This window comes from Pseudomonas sp. SJZ079, from assembly GCF_007993865.1.
Taxonomy (GTDB): Bacteria; Pseudomonadota; Gammaproteobacteria; order Pseudomonadales; family Pseudomonadaceae; genus Aquipseudomonas.
Genome location: NZ_VIUH01000014.1, coordinates 93,515 through 110,149, shown reverse-complemented (window position 1 = coordinate 110,149; position 16,635 = coordinate 93,515). Strand labels below are relative to the sequence as shown.

Annotated in this window: 14 protein-coding genes; 7 read left to right on the top strand and 7 right to left on the bottom strand. The window is 61.5% G+C overall.

Annotated elements, in window-relative coordinates:
* Nucleotides 1-18: 18 nt before the first annotated feature.
* Both FBY03_RS14165 and sohB read right to left on the bottom strand, forming a co-directional pair.
* On the bottom strand, nucleotides 19-1,011 hold the full coding sequence (locus tag FBY03_RS14165) for a YhdH/YhfP family quinone oxidoreductase (RefSeq protein ID WP_147173013.1): 993 nt from the start codon (nucleotides 1,009-1,011) through the stop codon (nucleotides 19-21).
* A gap of 26 nt (nucleotides 1,012-1,037) precedes the next feature.
* Nucleotides 1,038-2,057 (bottom strand): protease SohB, encoded by a 1,020-nt coding sequence (sohB, locus tag FBY03_RS14160; RefSeq protein WP_147173012.1) that lies wholly within the window; start codon nucleotides 2,055-2,057, stop codon nucleotides 1,038-1,040.
* Nucleotides 2,058-2,266: 209 nt separating this feature from the next.
* Between sohB and FBY03_RS14155 the strand changes: the two genes are divergently transcribed.
* From FBY03_RS14155 to FBY03_RS14140, 4 genes are all read left to right on the top strand, one after another.
* Nucleotides 2,267-2,977, top strand: a complete 711-nt coding sequence (locus FBY03_RS14155; RefSeq protein ID WP_147173011.1) for a histidine phosphatase family protein — start codon at nucleotides 2,267-2,269, stop codon at nucleotides 2,975-2,977.
* 59 nt (nucleotides 2,978-3,036) lie between these two features.
* A complete protein-coding gene (locus FBY03_RS14150) occupies nucleotides 3,037-3,348 on the top strand; it encodes an SCP2 sterol-binding domain-containing protein (RefSeq protein ID WP_147173010.1) in 312 nt (103 codons plus the stop codon).
* A 354-nt stretch (nucleotides 3,349-3,702) separates the two neighbouring features.
* Nucleotides 3,703-4,770 (top strand): phosphotransferase family protein, encoded by a 1,068-nt coding sequence (locus tag FBY03_RS14145; protein WP_147173009.1) that lies wholly within the window; start codon nucleotides 3,703-3,705, stop codon nucleotides 4,768-4,770.
* 81 nt (nucleotides 4,771-4,851) lie between these two features.
* A complete protein-coding gene (locus tag FBY03_RS14140; protein WP_147173008.1) occupies nucleotides 4,852-5,619 on the top strand; it encodes an SDR family oxidoreductase in 768 nt (255 codons plus the stop codon).
* 260 nt (nucleotides 5,620-5,879) lie between these two features.
* Here FBY03_RS14140 and FBY03_RS14135 read toward each other — a convergent pair whose 3' ends face one another.
* A complete protein-coding gene (locus tag FBY03_RS14135; protein WP_147173007.1) occupies nucleotides 5,880-6,527 on the bottom strand; it encodes a hypothetical protein in 648 nt (215 codons plus the stop codon).
* 99 nt (nucleotides 6,528-6,626) lie between these two features.
* Between FBY03_RS14135 and FBY03_RS14130 the strand changes: the two genes are divergently transcribed.
* On the top strand, nucleotides 6,627-7,412 hold the full coding sequence (locus FBY03_RS14130; RefSeq protein ID WP_147173006.1) for a TSUP family transporter: 786 nt from the start codon (nucleotides 6,627-6,629) through the stop codon (nucleotides 7,410-7,412).
* A gap of 31 nt (nucleotides 7,413-7,443) precedes the next feature.
* On the opposite strand, the gene nudC is transcribed toward FBY03_RS14130, so the two are convergent.
* The 4 genes from nudC to FBY03_RS14110 all read right to left on the bottom strand — a co-directional run bounded on the left by nudC (nucleotide 7,444) and on the right by FBY03_RS14110 (nucleotide 13,253).
* Nucleotides 7,444-8,274 (bottom strand): NAD(+) diphosphatase, encoded by an 831-nt coding sequence (gene nudC, locus FBY03_RS14125; RefSeq protein ID WP_147173005.1) that lies wholly within the window; start codon nucleotides 8,272-8,274, stop codon nucleotides 7,444-7,446.
* Nucleotides 8,275-9,954 (bottom strand): ferrous iron transporter B, encoded by a 1,680-nt coding sequence (locus tag FBY03_RS14120; protein ID WP_147173004.1) that lies wholly within the window; start codon nucleotides 9,952-9,954, stop codon nucleotides 8,275-8,277.
* A gap of 50 nt (nucleotides 9,955-10,004) precedes the next feature.
* Entirely contained in the window at nucleotides 10,005-10,817 is an 813-nt protein-coding gene (locus FBY03_RS14115; RefSeq protein ID WP_147173003.1) for a crotonase/enoyl-CoA hydratase family protein, read from the bottom strand.
* A gap of 180 nt (nucleotides 10,818-10,997) precedes the next feature.
* Entirely contained in the window at nucleotides 10,998-13,253 is a 2,256-nt protein-coding gene (locus FBY03_RS14110) for an Orn/Lys/Arg decarboxylase N-terminal domain-containing protein (RefSeq protein WP_147173002.1), read from the bottom strand.
* Between the two features lie 252 nt (nucleotides 13,254-13,505).
* Between FBY03_RS14110 and FBY03_RS14105 the strand changes: the two genes are divergently transcribed.
* Nucleotides 13,506-14,603, top strand: a complete 1,098-nt coding sequence (locus tag FBY03_RS14105; RefSeq protein ID WP_147173001.1) for a saccharopine dehydrogenase family protein — start codon at nucleotides 13,506-13,508, stop codon at nucleotides 14,601-14,603.
* Between the two features lie 344 nt (nucleotides 14,604-14,947).
* Nucleotides 14,948-16,630 carry a thiamine pyrophosphate-binding protein gene (locus FBY03_RS14100; protein ID WP_147173000.1) on the top strand — a complete coding sequence of 561 codons (1,683 nt, stop codon included), beginning with the start codon at nucleotides 14,948-14,950 and terminating at the stop codon, nucleotides 16,628-16,630.
* Nucleotides 16,631-16,635: the final 5 nt, after the last annotated feature.

The following is a 16,635-nucleotide window of genomic DNA, read 5'->3' as shown; positions in this document are numbered from 1 at the left end:
ACGGCCCGGGTAACCAGCTCAGTCCACGCGGACCAGCACCCGGCCCACCAACTTGCCGGCGAGGATCTGGCCGATCGCCTCGGGCAGTTGTTCCAGGCCAACTTCCGTAACCAGCGGGTCCAGACCATCGAGTTTCCATTGCAGCGATAGCTTGTCCCACATGGACGCCTTGACCACGAGCGGCAGCTCGACCGAGTCAACCCCGAGCAGGTTAACTCCCCGCAGGATAAACGGCAGGACGCTGGCCTTGAACCCGACCCCAGCAGTCAGCCCACAACAGGCCACGCTGCCGCCATAACGCAGTGACTTGACTACATTGAAGAGGATGTCGCCACCGACGGTATCCACCGCGCCAGCCCATTGCTCTTTCAACATGGGCCGTTCCACGCCTTCTTGCAGCTCACTACGCAGCACAATCTGCTGAGCACCCAGGCGCTTGAGAAACTCACCCTGCTCCGCCTTGCCAGTAGAAGCCGCCACGCTATAACCGAGCTTGGCCAGCAAGGCCACGGCGATACTGCCCACCCCACCCGTGGCCCCCGTCACCAGGATCGGCCCGGCATCTACTGCCACCCCAGCCTGCTCGAGCTTGTCGACGCATAAGGCTGCCGTCAGGCCGGCGGTACCCAGGACCATTGCCTCGCGCAACGACAGCCCCTGTGGGCGCTTGATCGCCCAACTGGCGGGTATGCGGATGTACTGGGAGAAACCACCAGCGGTGTTCATGCCCAGGTCGTAGCCGGTGACTATCACCTCATCGCCAGCACTGAACTCGCTCACACTGGACGCCTCCACCACACCTGCAGCGTCGATCCCCGGCGTATGCGGGAAGTGCTTGGTCACGCCACGGTTGCCGCTGGCCGAAAGCGCGTCCTTGTAGTTCAACGAGGAGTAGTGGACCCGAATCAGCAGCTCGCCGGCAGGCAGCTCTGTGGTGTCGCGCTGGACAATCGACTGTTCGAACTCCCCCGTTGCACCCTCACGGACTTGCAGTGCTGTGAACTTACCCATCTCGATCCCCCATGACTAAAGGCTGGTCACCAGAAACGCTGTTGATTCAGGCGACTCAGCCAGTTCAGTGCAAAACGATCCAGCGCCACACTGGCCGCCAAACCCACGCGCTCCTGTAAGGTTTTCTTCTCGGCATAGTGCAAGTGGAACAGCTCAGCTTCCCGGGAGCGCTCGGCGAGGTACTCGTCGCTGGTTTTCAGCTCATCGACCAGCTCCTTCTCCAGAGCCGACAGGCCCAGCCAGACTTCACCGGTGGCTATCTCATCGATATTCAGCTGCGGGCGATAACGGGCGACGAAGTTCTTGAACAGTGCGTGGGTGGTTTCCAGGTCTTCCTGGAATTTTTCCCGGCCCTTCTCGGTGTTCTCGCCAAAGATCGTCAGGGTGCGCTTGTACTCGCCAGCGGTGAGCACTTCGAAGTCGATGTCATGTTTTTTCAGCAGCCGGTGCAGATTAGGCAACTGGGCGACCACGCCAATCGAGCCGAGAATGGCGAACGGCGCGGAGATGATCTTCTGGCCAATGCAGGCCATCATGTAGCCGCCGCTGGCGGCGACCTTATCGATGCAGACAGTCAAAGGCACATTGGCTTGACGAATCCGCGCCAATTGCGAAGACGCCAGGCCATAGCTGTGCACCATACCGCCACCGCTTTCCAGGCGCAGCACCACTTCATCCTGTGGCTTTGCCAGGCTCAATACGGCAGTGATCTCATGGCGCAGGTTATCGGTGGCCGAAGCCTTGATATCGCCATCGAAGTCCAACACGAAGACCCGCGGCTTGTGCGAGCCGATTTTCTTCGCGAGCTTCTCCGCCTTGCTTTCCTCTTTGTGCCGCGCCTTCAACTGCTCCTTGTCCAGCACAGAGTGCTCCAGCTGATGGCGCAGCTGTTTGTAGAAGTCGTTAAGCTTGTGCACCTGCAACTGCCCGCTGCCTCGCCGACCTTTGCCGCGCACCGCAACAACCGCCACCAGCACGACCAGAATGGCGACCACCAAGGTCACCGTCTTGGCCAAAAAGCTCGCATATTCCGCAAAAAACTCCACGACTTCTCCTCGTTCAGATGCCCGCGCCCAGCCTTGAGCAGCGCTCGTAGCGACCAAGCATACCGGTGCCATGGATTGCCGACCAGTTGCCAGGTAAGCGGCAGTAGTCGCAACCAAGCGATTCAAACAAGCGTATGTTTTTCCGTTGACAGGCCCAGGCGATCCTCATACCCTCGCGAAACTTTCACTGTACCGGGGTATCGGCGGACGTGGGCAGCATTTACTTGATTCGACATGGCCAAGCCTCCTTTGGCGCCGACGATTACGATGTGCTCTCGCCCATCGGAATCCGCCAGGCCGAAGTGCTGGGCGCGCACCTGAGCCAGCTCGGCATCCGTATCGACCGCAGCCTGAGTGGCAATCTCCGCCGCCAGCAACACACTGCGAATGCCGCACTGAGCCAGTTGAAGAGCGCTGGCATGCAGGTGCCGTCACTTGAAGTCGATGCCGCCTTCAACGAGTTCGATGCCGATGCGGTGATCCGCGCCCTGCTCCCCGATTTGCTTCCCGAAGAGCCCGAGGCCCTGCACATCCTGCGCAATGCCGCGCAGAACCGAGCCGAGTTCCAGCGCCTGTTCGCCCGTTTGATCGGCCGCTGGATTTCCGGCGAATACGACAAGCCCGACCTACAAAGCTGGCAAGCATTTGTCGAGCAGGTACAAGGTGGCCTGACACGGCTGCTCGAGCAAGCCGAGCGCAAGCAGAATATTGCGGTATTCACGTCCGGCGGCACCATCACCGCACTGCTGCACCTGATCACCGGCGTGCCGGCGGACAAGGCCTTCGAGCTGAACTGGCAAATTGTTAACACCTCACTAAGCTGCCTGAAGTTTCGTGGTCGCGAAGTGAGCCTGGCTTCCTTCAACAGCCATGTGCATTTACAGCTGTCGAAGGCGCCGGAACTCATCACCTATCGCTGAGTACCGGCCCACTTAGCGCTCGCTAGGGCGCGAGAAACCTGAAAATAAAGGAAGAAACCATGAGCGTTGCAGACATCGTCAAAACCATGCACTCCAAGTTCAACGCCGGTGCCGCTGCGGGCCTGGACCTGGTATTTCAGTTCAACATCGAAGACGGCGAAAACCACTACCTGGTCGTCAAAGACGGCACCTGCGACGTACAGCAAGGTGATAATCCGGATGCCAACGTGACCCTGATCATGGACACCGAAACCCTGAAAGGCATCACCAGCGGCGAAACCGACGGCATGCAGGCCTTCATGGCTGGCAAGCTGCGCGCCGAAGGCGACATGATGCTGGCGATGAAGCTGGGCGAACTGTTCCCGGCCTAAGCGCCACGGCACATCAGCTGCTAGAAAAACCGGAGTCCTGCGCTCCGGTTTTTTTTCGCCTGTCGAAGTGGCCGGAGGGTTAACTCGAGACCGACGACTGAGGTTTCGCGACAGGACGCCACGCGGGTGATAACGAGCTATGGTGAGAAACGTCACCCTCGGCCAGGGATCTCCGACGCCTAAGTAGACACATTCAACCTGCCACAGGGGCGACGTACCTCCACGACGAATCAGGCAGCTTGATTGTGCAGCAACACGCCCGCCTATAACGGCGTGTATTGCTTGTGACCGCACAGGTGCAGCATTAGATTAGCCAATAATATTGGGCCCCCATCATAAGCAGAAGGGATAAGCATGGCGCTTACTGACCAGTCCACCCGCATCCGCGAAGGCGAAGAACTCGACGCCACGATCATCGACCAATACCTCAAGGCCCACATTCCGGGCCTGACTGGCGAACCACGGATCAGCCAGTTTCCCGGCGGTGCCTCGAACCTGACGTACTTGCTCGAATACCCCGACAAGGAGTTCGTCCTGCGGCGCCCGCCGTTCGGCCACAAGGCCAAATCCGCCCATGACATGGGCCGCGAGTACCGCATTCTCAACCAGCTGTACGAGGCCTTCCCCTACTGCCCGAAAGCCTATGTGCACTGCACGGACGAATCGGTGATCGGCGCCGAATTCTATGTAATGGAACGGGTCAACGGCATCATCCTGCGCTCCGAGATGCCGGCCGAGCTGAACCTCAATGCCGACAAGACCCGCCAGCTGTGCAAGAGCTTCATCGACAAGATGGTCGAGCTGCACAACGTCGACTACGCAGCCTGTGGTCTCGGCGACCTGGGTAAGCCGGAAGGCTATGTAGAGCGCCAGATCGGCGGCTGGAGCGCTCGTTACGAGAAGGCCCTGACTCCGGATGCGCCGCTGTGGGAGCCGGTCAAGGCCTGGCTGAAGGACAAGATGCCGGCCGACCATCACAAGCCGAGCATCGTGCATAACGACTACCGCTTCGACAACGTGATCCTCGACCCGCAGAACCCGATGCAGATCATCGGTGTACTGGACTGGGAGCTGACCACCCTCGGCGACCCGCTGATGGACCTGGGTAACACCCTTGCCTACTGGATCGAGGCTGATGACCCGGCGCCGGTGCAAATGATGCGTCGTCAGCCGAGCAATGCGCCTGGCATGCTCAGCCGTCAGGAGTTCGCCGACTACTACGCCGAACGCTCTGGCATCGAGATCAAGAGCATCGACTTCTACTACACCTACGGCCTGTTCCGCCTGGCCGGTATCGTGCAGCAGATTTACTACCGCTACTACCACGGCCAGACCCAGGACAAACGCTTCGCGCAGTTCATTCAAATGAACAAACTGCTGGAGCAGATGAGCCTGCAGGTCATCAACAAGTCGCAGCTGTAATTAAATGGCCCGTGGCAGGTTGAATAAATCGACTAGCCGCACCGGGCGCGAACTCAGCACCTTTTGAAGAAGGGGAACCGCATGTCCAAGACCCAATTGTTCGACCTCGACGGCAAGATCGCGTTCGTGTCCGGCGCCAGCCGCGGCATTGGCGAGGCCATCGCCAAACTGCTGGCCCAGCAAGGCGCCCATGTGATCGTCTCGAGCCGCAAGATCGACGGCTGCCAGGGTGTCGCCGACGCCATCATCGCCGACGGCGGCAAGGCCACCGCGATTGCCTGCCATATCGGCGAAATGGAGCAGATCAGCAACGTGTTCGCGCAGATCCGCGAGCAGTTCGGTCGTCTGGACATCCTGGTCAACAACGCCGCGACCAACCCGCAGTTCGGCAATGTCCTGGAGACCGACCTGTCGGCCTTCCAGAAGACCGTCGACGTGAACATTCGCGGCTATTACTTCATGTCCATCGAAGGCGGCAAGCTGATGAAGGAAAACGGCGGCGGCAGCATCGTCAACGTCGCCTCGATCAACGGCGTCAGTCCGGGTGAGATGCAAGGCATCTACTCGGTAACCAAAGCCGCGGTGATCAGCATGACCAAGGTCTTCGCCAAGGAGTGTGCGCAGTTCGGTATCCGCTGCAACGCCCTGCTGCCCGGCTTGACCGACACCAAGTTCGCCTCGGCGCTGACCAAGAACGACGCCATTCTCAACCTGGCTCTGCAGCGCATCCCGCTGAAGCGCGTAGCCGACCCGAGCGAAATGGCCGGAGCCGTGCTGTACCTGGCCAGCGACGCCTCCAGCTACACCACCGGCGTATCCCTGAATGTCGACGGTGGCTTCCTCTCCTGAGCATACTCAGGCAAGAAAAAGGGACTTCGGGCCAAGCCGTTCGCTTAGCGTGTTGATGGATTGAGCTGAAAGGTTTGCCCTGCCTGGGCCGGAAAAGAAAAACCCTCGGAAGATATTGTCTCCGAGGGTTTTCTGTTTCTAAAGTCCGCCCGAGACGGGTTTAGTCACTCGCGTTCAACTGATTAAGCGAACCGCTTGTCTTCGGGTTCCTTTTTCTTGGCGCTTATCGCAGCGCGGATAAGATCGCGAACTTGAGCGCGCTACTGCCAATCCTGCAGGGCTTGCTCGGCCGCCTGACTCATCGGTTGAGCCAACAGGCCGGTCGATGTCAGGCTGACGCTGTACACCGCCGCGTCGACGATCGGCAAATAGGTGATCCGTTGTGCCTGCGGCTCGAACATGAACAGGTCGTGTTGGCCCAGGCGCAACCAACGCCATAGATCGATGCCGTAGGGGCTCTTCGCCAACGCGACTGGGCCATGCTGGGCCTGAGACTGCTGCTCGATGGCGAGGAATCGACCCGAGAGCTTTTCCAGGCGATAGCCAGGCTGCAAGCCAATCAAGGCTGCCAGCCCCTTCCACTGCAACAAGCGCACATCCAGCTGCCAGAGATCGCCTTCTACAGTGACGCTACGTTCGTGACCATCCTCCACCAGGCTGACCTGATAGCGGGGGCCATCGGCCTTGAAACTCAGTGTCACCAGTGGCTTATCTTGCGGCAGCGGCGCATAGCTGTATAGATCGTAGGCAACCAGCCCCACCAGCCCTGCCAGCAGCAGAAAAACCAAGCCACAGGTGCCGCGCAACCAGCCGAGAAACCAGTGGCGATTGAACAGGATGCGCGCCGCCACCAACATTGCCAGTACTGCCAGCAATGCCGTTACCCAGGCCAGACCGTCATACTGCATCGACTCAATTCCTTCTGCGTGAAAATGCCGGCATTATGCGCAGCTACCCCGCCCACGAACAGCAAGACCGCCGCAGAATCTGACGCAGGACGTCTTTTTATGGTTTTCCCTTTCGAACTGGCCGTCGACCCGACGACATTGGCTATTCTCGCCCTGGTCGCCTTTGTCGCCGGCTTTATCGACGCCATCGCCGGCGGAGGTGGGCTGCTGACCATTCCGGCGCTGCTGACCGCCGGCCTCCCACCACACCTAGTGTTAGGCACCAACAAACTCTGCGCCACCTTCGGCTCGGCAACGGCCAGCTACACCTATTATCGGCGCAAGTTGTTTGCCCCGGCGCAGTGGCGTAATGCCTTGCTCGGCACCGCGCTCGGGGCAATGCTCGGCGCAGCGCTGGCCCAATGGCTGCCGGCCGCCTGGCTGAACCAGATGCTACCCGCGGTGGTATTCGCCTGTGGCCTCTATCTGCTGTTCGGCCGCACACCGGCGGCCCCGCTCGACAGCGATGTGCCTATTGCGCAGCGTCGGCAGTGGCCGCAAGGGCTCGGGCTCGGCTTTTATGATGGCGTTGCCGGGCCAGGCACCGGCGCATTCTGGACTGTCAGCAGCCTACTGCTCTACCCACTGGACCTGGTGCGCGCCAGTGGCGTCGCCCGCACGATGAACTTCGTCAGTAATGCCTGTGCCCTGGCGGTGTTTATTGCCAGCGGGCAAGTGGCGTGGCTACTGGGTATCTGCATGGGCATCACCCTGATGCTCGGGGCTTATCTCGGTGCGCACACGGCCATCAAAGGCGGTGCAAAGTTCATCCGCCCGGTGTTCATCATGGTGGTGCTGGCCCTGACCGCGCGGCTAGCCTGGCAACACTGGTTCGGCATGGCGTAGGGTGGATGGCCTATACCCATCCACCGAGCGACTATTCCGGCAGCGACGGCTCCGGCAGCCCTAGCCGCCGCGCCACATAGACGTCAATCAGGTAGCGGGCAATCGAGCGCGAGGCTGGCAAAGGTGGTAACTGATGCACGTCGAACCAACGTGCATCTTCGATTTCATCGGCCTGCATGACGATCTCGCCGGCCGCATATTCGGCATGAAAGCCGAGCATCAGCGAGTGCGGAAACGGCCAGCCCTGGCTGCCGAGGTACTGCAGATTCGTCACCTCGACACCCACCTCCTCACGTACCTCACGGGCGACGCACTGCTCGACCGACTCGCCCGCTTCGACGAAACCGGCCAGAGTGCTGTAGACACCGCTGACGAAGCGCGGCGAACGCGCCAAGAGGATCTCATCGCCACGGGTGACCAGGACGATCATGCTCGGCGACAGACGCGGGTAATGGTGCAGCTCGCAGCGCGGGCAATACATGGCCCGCTCACCGGCGAAATGCTGCAGCGGATCGCCACAACTGCCACAAAAGCGATGCTGACTCGCCCAGGTGCCGATCTGCGTGGCATAGCTGAGCAGCTGGAAAGTGTCGCCATCGCCTTGCAACATGAAGTGACGCAGACTTTGCCAGGAACAGCCGGGTATCTCGAGCGGCTGTGCCAACTCAAGCAGGTAAACCGCATCGCCATCGAAATGACCGATGCCGTGCTCGGCCAGAATCGGCAAATCCTGCTTCTTCAACCACTCACGGGGAAACAGCAGGCCATTGCTGTCTGCCAGAAAATGCTGCTTACAGTGCGCCAGCGCCCAGCCACCCGGCTGCTGACTGTCGAGCATGCCGGGCTGCCAACGCGCTGCCATTTACGCCGCCACCCGTATGCCGAGGGCGCGCACGCTTTCCGCGGCCAGATCGAGCACGCTCGGCTGGGTTTCCGGGCGGAGCACGGCACCGGCCTCCAGGTAATACTCGAGGCTGCTCAGTGCATCGGCCAGGGTTTCCAGCATCTGTTCGGAGGGCATTTGTGGCGCTTCGAGCATCTGCTTCTGGATGTACTCGGCGCAGGCGCCCACCAGCAAGGCCGCGCGTTCCTGACCAAGAAACCACAGTCCTCCGCGTACGGCCTGCAGACTGAACGGCACATTGGTCAGGTGCATCCGGTCGCCATTGGCTTCCAGATACCCGGTAATCGCCCGTTTAGCCAGTGCCAGGCCGGCCTGGGCCTCATCGACCACGACGATGCGCGCCTCATTGAGCTGATGTTGCGCGAAGGATTCCGCCTCATGCCCCGGCTGCGCCTGGGTTGGACGCTGCTCGCGGCGCTCGCCACTCTCCAGACTGGCGACCATGCCTTCGACATACAGCACCGCATCGGCCAGCTTGTGCAATTCCTGCTGTTGCGGCGCCATGTCTTCGCTCCAACCGGCAACGGTTGGCAATTGCGCGTTCAGCGAATTGCCCGCCGAGCTCAAACCGACCATACCCAGGGTTTTGCTCAGCTTGCCGAGCAGCGCATGCAGGTTGCCGAGGTTATCCGCCTGCAGCGTGCCGCGCTCGATCAGGTCGAGCATGTCTTTGACGCTCGCCAGTTCTTCGCGAATCGCCGAGCTCAGCGAGCGCATCACGCCCTGCCCCGGCCCCGTCAGGCGCTGATACTCATCTTCCAGCATATGGTCGGTGAACGGCAGCGCTGGCAGGCCAAAAATCTCTCGTACCGGCGTGACCAAAGGTCCACGGCTGTCGCTCAGGGCCACCAGGTAGAGCAACTCCTTGAGCAAACTACGCGGCGCTTCGTATTGATCGTTGCCGAGCATTTGCTTGAGTTCGCGGTCGATCCGCGAGAACAGCTGCTTACGCGACTTACGCGCCAACAGCTGGCCGTCGACCTGCGCCTGCATGGCCGCCGCGGCGATCCAGAACAGCCGACCACAGGGTGCATTGGCATAAAGACTGTCCAGCCGAGCCATCGCACGGCCCATCAGTTTCAAACTGGCTTGGGGGTTTTGTTCGCGGATAAAGCCGAGCAGGCCGACCTGATACATCTGTCGCAACCGCCGTCCTTCGATTGCCTTGGCCGCAGCATCCAGCGCGGCTGGCGTCGAGCGCGGCCGCGGCTGATCCAGGCGTACGCTGAAGAAGAAGCTTTCCGGCAGCAAGGCCTGACCACCGGCCTGGCGCAAGTTGTTGATCGCCGGCAGCAGCAACTCGGGCATTTCCTGGCGGTGGGCGTCGACGCTTTCCAGGTAACGGCGCAGCACATGCAACGCGTTGCTCAGCGCCGAGAGTTGCACATCGCGTTCCTCGCCAGCCCCGGTGGGAATATCCGTGGCCTGGTCGAATACTTCCTGGGCCAGCAACTCGGCGCCGGTCAGTTCGATCAAGTTGAGGGTACCGCGTACCTGCTGCAGACTTTCTACCGCCTGCTGCAGCAGACTGCCGTTATGCCGATCGGCAATGAACTGTTCGAGGCTCGACTCGGCCTCCTCCATGGTGGTGAACAGCTCGTTGCGCACCATACTTAGGGACTGGACACCGGAAACCATGAGCTAGTGCGCCTCCCGCGCGGCTAAAAAGGACAGGTGCAGGTACTGCATCAGTCGGCAAATTCTGGTTTTTGCTTGCTCATATGGGCGGCCATGGCCACTCGCAGGTCGGCCGATTGCAACATCGCCGCGTTCCAGGTGGCGATGTACTCGAGGCCATCGTCCACCCGGTGGTCGCGCATATAACGAATCATTTCCTTGGTGCCGCGTACGGCAATCGGCGATTTCGCCGCTATTTCACGGGCAATTTCCATCACCCCGTCGAGCAGCGCCGAGGCGTCGGCGTAGGTTCTATTGACCAGGCCAATGCTACGTGCCTCCTCTCCGTCGATCGTACGCCCGGTGAAAGCCAGCTCGCGCATCATGCCGTCGCCGATGATCCGCGGCAGACGCTGCAAGGTGCCGACATCGGCCGCCATGCCGATGTCGATTTCCTTGATCGAAAACTGCGCGTCAGCGGTCGAGTAGCGCATGTCACAAGCCGAGATCAGGTCGATGGCGCCGCCCAGGCAATAGCCCTGAATTGCCGCCAATACCGGTTTGCGGCAGTTGTCGACAGCATTGAAGGAGGCTTGCAGCTCGAGAATCTTACGCCGCAACGCTTCGGCGTTGCGTCCGACATCCTTACCCAGTTGACTGCCGACCTGGGCCAGCAGCATCAGGTCGATCCCGGAAGAAAAATGCTTGCCGGCCCCGGAGAGCACCACCACCCGCACCTCATCGGTGGCGTCGATCCAGCGGAAGATCTCGATGATCTCCGTCCAGAAATCGGCATTCATGGCGTTGACCTTTTCCGGGCGGTTGATCAGCACATGGGCGATCTTATCTGCCACTTCGACACGAAAGGCTTTGTAGTCGGACATGGCAGTCATCCTCAGCAAATGGCGCGAACGCGCAGGGAAATAGGCTTATGCATAAAACCGCGCAACTATAACAAGTGGGGAATAAATGTCGATGCTGGGCACTGTGACGTAGAACACGTCATCGGTCATGCGCGCCGATCCCGCCGGCGCGACGAGCAACCGCCACGCCGCGCCAGCGCTTTACGCCTTGATGCAATCGACGGTATAGCCGCCGCCCTCGGACGCCTCCTGGCACTGCAAACCATGCACGTCGGCGTCGAAGCCAGGGAAACGGCTATCGAAGGTGCGGGCAAACTTCAGGTAATCGATGATCGAACGAGTCGCCGGGGTAAACCGCTCGCCCGGCATGATCAGCGGAATACCAGGCGGATAAGGCACCAGCATCACCGCGGCGATGCGTCCCTCGAGCTGCTCGATCGGCACCGCCTCAACCTCACTGCGCACCAATTGGTTGTAGGCGTCGGCCGGTTTCATGGCGACCTCAGGCAAGGTGGTGTACATGCGCTTGAGCGCCTTGGCCGTGGCGTTATCGCGGTAGCAGGCATGCAGTTCGGCGCAGAGATCGCGCAAGCCCATGCCGTGGTAACGCGCGCCGTCGGCGTTGGCGATGCAAGGCAGGGCATCGACGAGCGGCACATTGGCGTCGTAATGCCGCTTGAACTCCAACAGTTCAGTCAGCAACGTGCTCCATTTTCCTTTGGTAATGCCCATGGAAAACAGCACCAGGAAGGAATACAGCCCGGTCTTCTCCACTACCAGGCCGCGCTCCCAGAGAAACTTGCCGACCACCGCAGCCGGAATGCCGTGCTGGTCCAGCGCACCGCCTGCGGTCAGGCCCGGAGTGACCAGGGTGACCTTGATCGGGTCGAGCAGCACGTAATCCTCGGCCACTTCGCCGAAACCGTGCCAGTCGGCTTGCGGTTGCAGCAGCCAGTCCTGGGTCGCCACGTCATCGGCGCCCTCGGCCTGCGGCGGTTGCCAGATGCTGAACCACCAGTCGTCGGCGTTGAGGTTTTTGCGCAGGTTGGCCAGGGCGCGGCGAAAACTCAGGGCCTCGTCGAAGGTTTCCTGGATCAGCGACCGCCCCGCCGGACCTTCCATCATCGCCGACGCCACGTCCAGCGAGGCGATGATGCCGTACTGCGGCGAGGTGGAGATGTGCATCATGAAGGCTTCGTTGAAGCGGTCGCGATCCAGCTGGCGGGCGCCACCATCCTGCACGTGAATCATCGAGGCCTGACTGAAAGCCGCGAGCAGTTTATGGGTGGAATGGGTGCTGAACACCAGCGGGCCATTGTCCTCACGCGAGGTGCCCATGCCATAGCGCCCGGCGTAGAACTCATGGAAGGCCGCGTAGGCGTACCAGGCCTCGTCGAAATGCAGGACTTCGACGCTGTCACCTAAAGTCTGTTTGATCAGCTCGGCGTTGTAGCACAGGCCGTCGTAGGTCGAGTTGGTCACCACGGCCAGCTTGACCTTGGCCGCGCGGCCCTTGGCCAGCGAGCTGGCATCGATCTTGGCCTGGATCGATTCGCGGCTGAACTCGCTGAGCGGAATCGGCCCGATGATGCCCAGCTCGTTGCGCGCAGGACACAGGTACAGCGGAATGGCGCCGGTGATGATGATTGAGTGGAGGATCGACTTGTGGCAGTTGCGGTCGACCAGCACTAGGTCGTCGCGAGCGACCATGCTGTGCCAGACGATCTTGTTGGCGGTCGAGGTGCCGTTGATCACGAAGAAGCTGTGATCGGCGCCGAAATTACGCGCGGCGCGCGCTTCAGCTTCGGCCAGCGGACCGGTGTGATCGAGCAACGAGCCCAGTTCCGGCACCGATACCGACAGGTCGGAACGCAGGGTGTTCTCGCCGAAGAACTGGTGAAACGCCTGCCCCACCGGACTCTTGCGATAGGCCACGCCGCCACCATGGCCGGGGGTGTGCCAAGAGTAGTTGGACTGCGCGGTGTGCTGCACCAGCGCTTTGAAAAACGGCGGCAGCAGGCCATCCAGGTAATTGCGCGCGGCCCGCGCCACCTGGCGGGCGAGGAACGGTACGGTGTCCTCGAACAGGTAAAGAATGCCGCGCAATTGGTTGAGATCGGCCATGGCATCGGCCGGCGCGTTCTCGATGGTCACCTGCTCGCCGAGGGCGAAGATCGGCAACTGCGGCGCCCGCACCCGGGCGATGCGAATCAGCTCGACCATGTCCTGCAACAAGTGCTTGTTCTCCCCCGCACCTTCGGCGGCCACCAGGATGCAAGCCAGGCCGTGGTGGGTCGAAGCAACGATGCGCCCTTCGGCGGAACTGGCACTGGAGAGGATAGTGAAGCCGTCCTGTTCCAGCTCCTGGGCGATGGCGCGCACCCGGTCACCGGCCACGCTGTCGGCCTTGATGTCACGGTGCACGATGAGGATCGGAAACTTGAGGTCTTTATACATTGTGGCGTCCTGAAGCTACGGAGTCTGCTGCGCTTACCCCTCAGGTTAGAAGCTCCCCAGCAGGCCGTTACAGGAAAAGAGTCAAACGCACCCTGACGCACTCAACACCGCGGGCAAGATATCGACTAAACGACTCGTCAGATCGTCATAACGACTTATTTTTTCATCTTATTGATGGTTTATGAGCCTTATTGTCAAACCAACTGCTCTTTAGACTGGCCCCAACTGAAACGCAACCCGGAGATAACAACAATGAACGTCCTCCTGCTCGGCGCGGGCCATATCGGCTACACCATCGCTCAACTGCTGCACAACACCGGTGACTACCAGGTACTGGTGGCGGATCGTGACCTGAATTCCCTGAAGGCGATTGCCGACCTGGGCATCGCCATCCGCGAGGTCGACTCGGCCGACGGCGCTGCTCTGGAAGCGGCCATGCACGGCCAGGATGCGGTGCTCAACGCCCTGCCGTACCACATGGCCATCGGCGTGGCCAAGGCCGCCAAGGCTACCGCCACCCACTACTTCGACCTGACCGAAGACGTGCACGCGACCAAGACCATCCGCGAGCTGGCTGAAGGCTCGGCCACCGCCTTTATGCCGCAGTGTGGCCTGGCTCCGGGCTTTATCGGCATCGCCGCGCATTCCCTGGCGCGCCATTTCGACAGCGTGCGCGAGGTGAAGATGCGCGTCGGCGCCCTGCCCGAGTTCCCCACCAACGCGCTGAAGTACAACCTGACCTGGAGCGTCGACGGCCTGGTCAACGAGTACTGCCACCCCTGCGAAGCCATCCGCAACGGCAAGCTACAGATGGTCCAGCCGCTCGAAGGTCTGGAGCACTTCTCCCTGGACGGCGTCGAGTACGAGGCGTTCAACACCTCAGGCGGCCTGGGCACCCTGTGCGAAACCCTGGAAGGCAAGGTCGAAGTGCTCGACTACAAGACCGTGCGCTACCCGGGCCACCGCGACCTGATGAAGTTCCTCCTGGAAGACCTGCGCCTGGCCGGCCACCAGGAAAAGCTCAAGGACATCCTGCGCGGCGCCGTGCCAAGCACCATGCAGGACGTGGTGCTGGTGTTCGTCACCGTCAACGGCATAAAGGACGGCAAGCTGGTACAGCAGGTGTTCAGCCGCAAGATCTTTGCCGCCGAGCAGAACGGCCGCCTGACCAGTGCAATCCAGATCACCACCGCTGCCGGCATCTGCGCCGCACTGGATCTGTTCCGCGCCCAACGTCTGCCGCAGTCCGGCTTCATCAGCCAGGAGCAGGTTTCCCTTGAAGACTTCCTCGCGAACCGCTTCGGCCGGGCCTACGAAGAACACCAAGCACTGACCCAGGAAGCGGCCTAAGCCCTCCTTCGTCGCTCCCGGCTATCAGCGGCTCGCCCGCTGCTGGTCGGGGGCCGACACCTTCCCGAATTCCGGCTGTCGCCGACTGTAGCGCCTCCTCCTACACTCAACAGGCTGTTGAAAAATGTAGCGAGCGAAGGCTAGGCAAGGCGAAATCGGCCGCAACGCAGCGAAGCGGAGTAACAGCCAAAGGCTGGCCCGCAGGGTGAGCGTAGCGAGTCAAAAGCGCAGTTTACTGGTGTAAATGAGCATTTTGAGGCCGATTTCAACGCCGCATAGCCGAGCGCAGTAGTTTTTCAACGACCTGTTAAGCGCCATGCCTTGCCTCGCTCTAGGAGTTAACCGTGGATAACCCCAAACGTACCCGCAGCGGCGGGCAGATTCTGGTCGATGCCCTGCGCATCAATGGCGTCGAACGCGCCTTCTGTGTGCCGGGTGAAAGTTACCTGGCGGTACTCGACGCGCTGCACGACAGCCGCGAGGAGATCGAACTGGTGGTCTGCCGTCAGGAAGGCGGCGCCGCCTATATGGCCGAAGCCTACGGCAAGCTGACCGGCAAGCCGGGCATCTGCTTCGTCACCCGCGGCCCCGGCGCGACCAACGCCTCGGTCGGCGTGCATACCGCCTACCAGGACTCCACGCCGATGATCCTGTTCATCGGCCAGGTCGCCCGCGACCAGATGGAGCGCGAAGCCTTTCAGGAAGTCGACTACCGGCAGATGTTCGGCGCGCTGGCCAAGTGGGTGGTGCAGGTGGACGACGCCCGGCGCCTGCCCGAACTGCTCAGCCAGGCCTTCCACCGCGCCATGAATGGCCGCCCGGGTCCCGTGGTGGTGGCCTTGCCCGAAGACATGCTGACCGATTGCATCGAGGTGGCCGACGCCGGCCCCAGCCGCCGTATCGAACCGAGCCCAGCGACCAGCGATCTGCAGGCCATGCACGACTTGCTGGCACAGGCCCAGCGGCCCTTGATGATCCTCGGTGGCGGTGGCTGGAACGCCGAGGCGGTGGCGAATATCCAGCGTTTCGCCGAGCAACAACAACTGCCCGTGGCGGCGTCTTTCCGCTGCCAGGACCTGTTCGACAACCAGCACCCGAATTACGCCGGCGACCTGGGTCTGGCGGCAGGCGCCAAACTGGCGCAGGCGATGCGCGATGCCGATCTGTTGCTGGTGGTCGGCGCCCGCCTGGGCGAGATCACCAGCGGCGGTTACAGCCTGCTGGATATCCCGGTGCCCAAGCAAAAGCTGCTGCACGTGCATACCGGTATCGAGGAACTCGGCCGGGTCTACCAGGCGACACTGGCGATCAACAGCGGCATGGCCGCCTTCGCCGCTCAGGCCGCCGCCTTAGAGGCAACCGACAAGCCGCCGTATGCCGAATGGACGCAGACCCTGCACGCGCATTACCTGAGCAACCTGGACTGCCCGCCCTGCCCCGGCCCGGTGCAATTGGCCGAGATCATGGCCTGGCTGCGCCAGCGTCTGCCGGCCGACGCCATTCTCAGCAACGGCGCCGGCAACTATGCGGTCTGGGTGCAGCGCTTCTACCAATACCGCAGCTTCCGTACGCAGTTGGGCCCGACCAATGGCTCCATGGGCTATGGTGTGCCGGCCGGGATCGCCGCCAAGCTGACCGCCCCGCAGCGCATGGTGGTGGCCTTCGCCGGCGATGGTTGCTTCCTGATGAATGGCCAGGAACTGGCGACCGCCATGCAGTATGACGCCCGGGTGATTTTCATCGTGGTCAACAACGGCATGTTCGGCACCATCCGCATGCATCAGGAGCGCCACTACCCGGGCCGGGTCTCTGGCACCACGCTGCACAACCCGGACTTCGCCGCCCTGGCCCGCGCTTATGGGCTGCACGGCGAGGTGGTAAACAGTACCGGCGAATTCGCCCCGGCCTTCGAGCGCGCCGCGCAGTGCGGTAAAGCGGCGTTGATCGAAGTGCGAATCGACCCGGAGGCCCTGACCCCACGGCAGAGCCTGAGTCAGATCCGCGAGCAGGCCTTGGCGCAACGCTGAGACTG

Coding starts and splice junctions, on each gene's coding strand:
- FBY03_RS14165 (WP_147173013.1), bottom strand. CDS start 1,011: ATGGGTAAGTTCACAGCACTGCAAGTCCGTGAGGGTGCAACGGGGGAG.
- FBY03_RS14150 (WP_147173010.1), top strand. CDS start 3,037: ATGAGCGTTGCAGACATCGTCAAAACCATGCACTCCAAGTTCAACGCC.
- FBY03_RS14145 (WP_147173009.1), top strand. CDS start 3,703: ATGGCGCTTACTGACCAGTCCACCCGCATCCGCGAAGGCGAAGAACTC.
- FBY03_RS14140 (WP_147173008.1), top strand. CDS start 4,852: ATGTCCAAGACCCAATTGTTCGACCTCGACGGCAAGATCGCGTTCGTG.
- FBY03_RS14135 (WP_147173007.1), bottom strand. CDS start 6,527: ATGCAGTATGACGGTCTGGCCTGGGTAACGGCATTGCTGGCAGTACTG.
- FBY03_RS14130 (WP_147173006.1), top strand. CDS start 6,627: ATGGTTTTCCCTTTCGAACTGGCCGTCGACCCGACGACATTGGCTATT.
- nudC (WP_147173005.1), bottom strand. CDS start 8,274: ATGGCAGCGCGTTGGCAGCCCGGCATGCTCGACAGTCAGCAGCCGGGT.
- FBY03_RS14120 (WP_147173004.1), bottom strand. CDS start 9,954: ATGGTTTCCGGTGTCCAGTCCCTAAGTATGGTGCGCAACGAGCTGTTC.
- FBY03_RS14115 (WP_147173003.1), bottom strand. CDS start 10,817: ATGTCCGACTACAAAGCCTTTCGTGTCGAAGTGGCAGATAAGATCGCC.
- FBY03_RS14110 (WP_147173002.1), bottom strand. CDS start 13,253: ATGTATAAAGACCTCAAGTTTCCGATCCTCATCGTGCACCGTGACATC.
- FBY03_RS14105 (WP_147173001.1), top strand. CDS start 13,506: ATGAACGTCCTCCTGCTCGGCGCGGGCCATATCGGCTACACCATCGCT.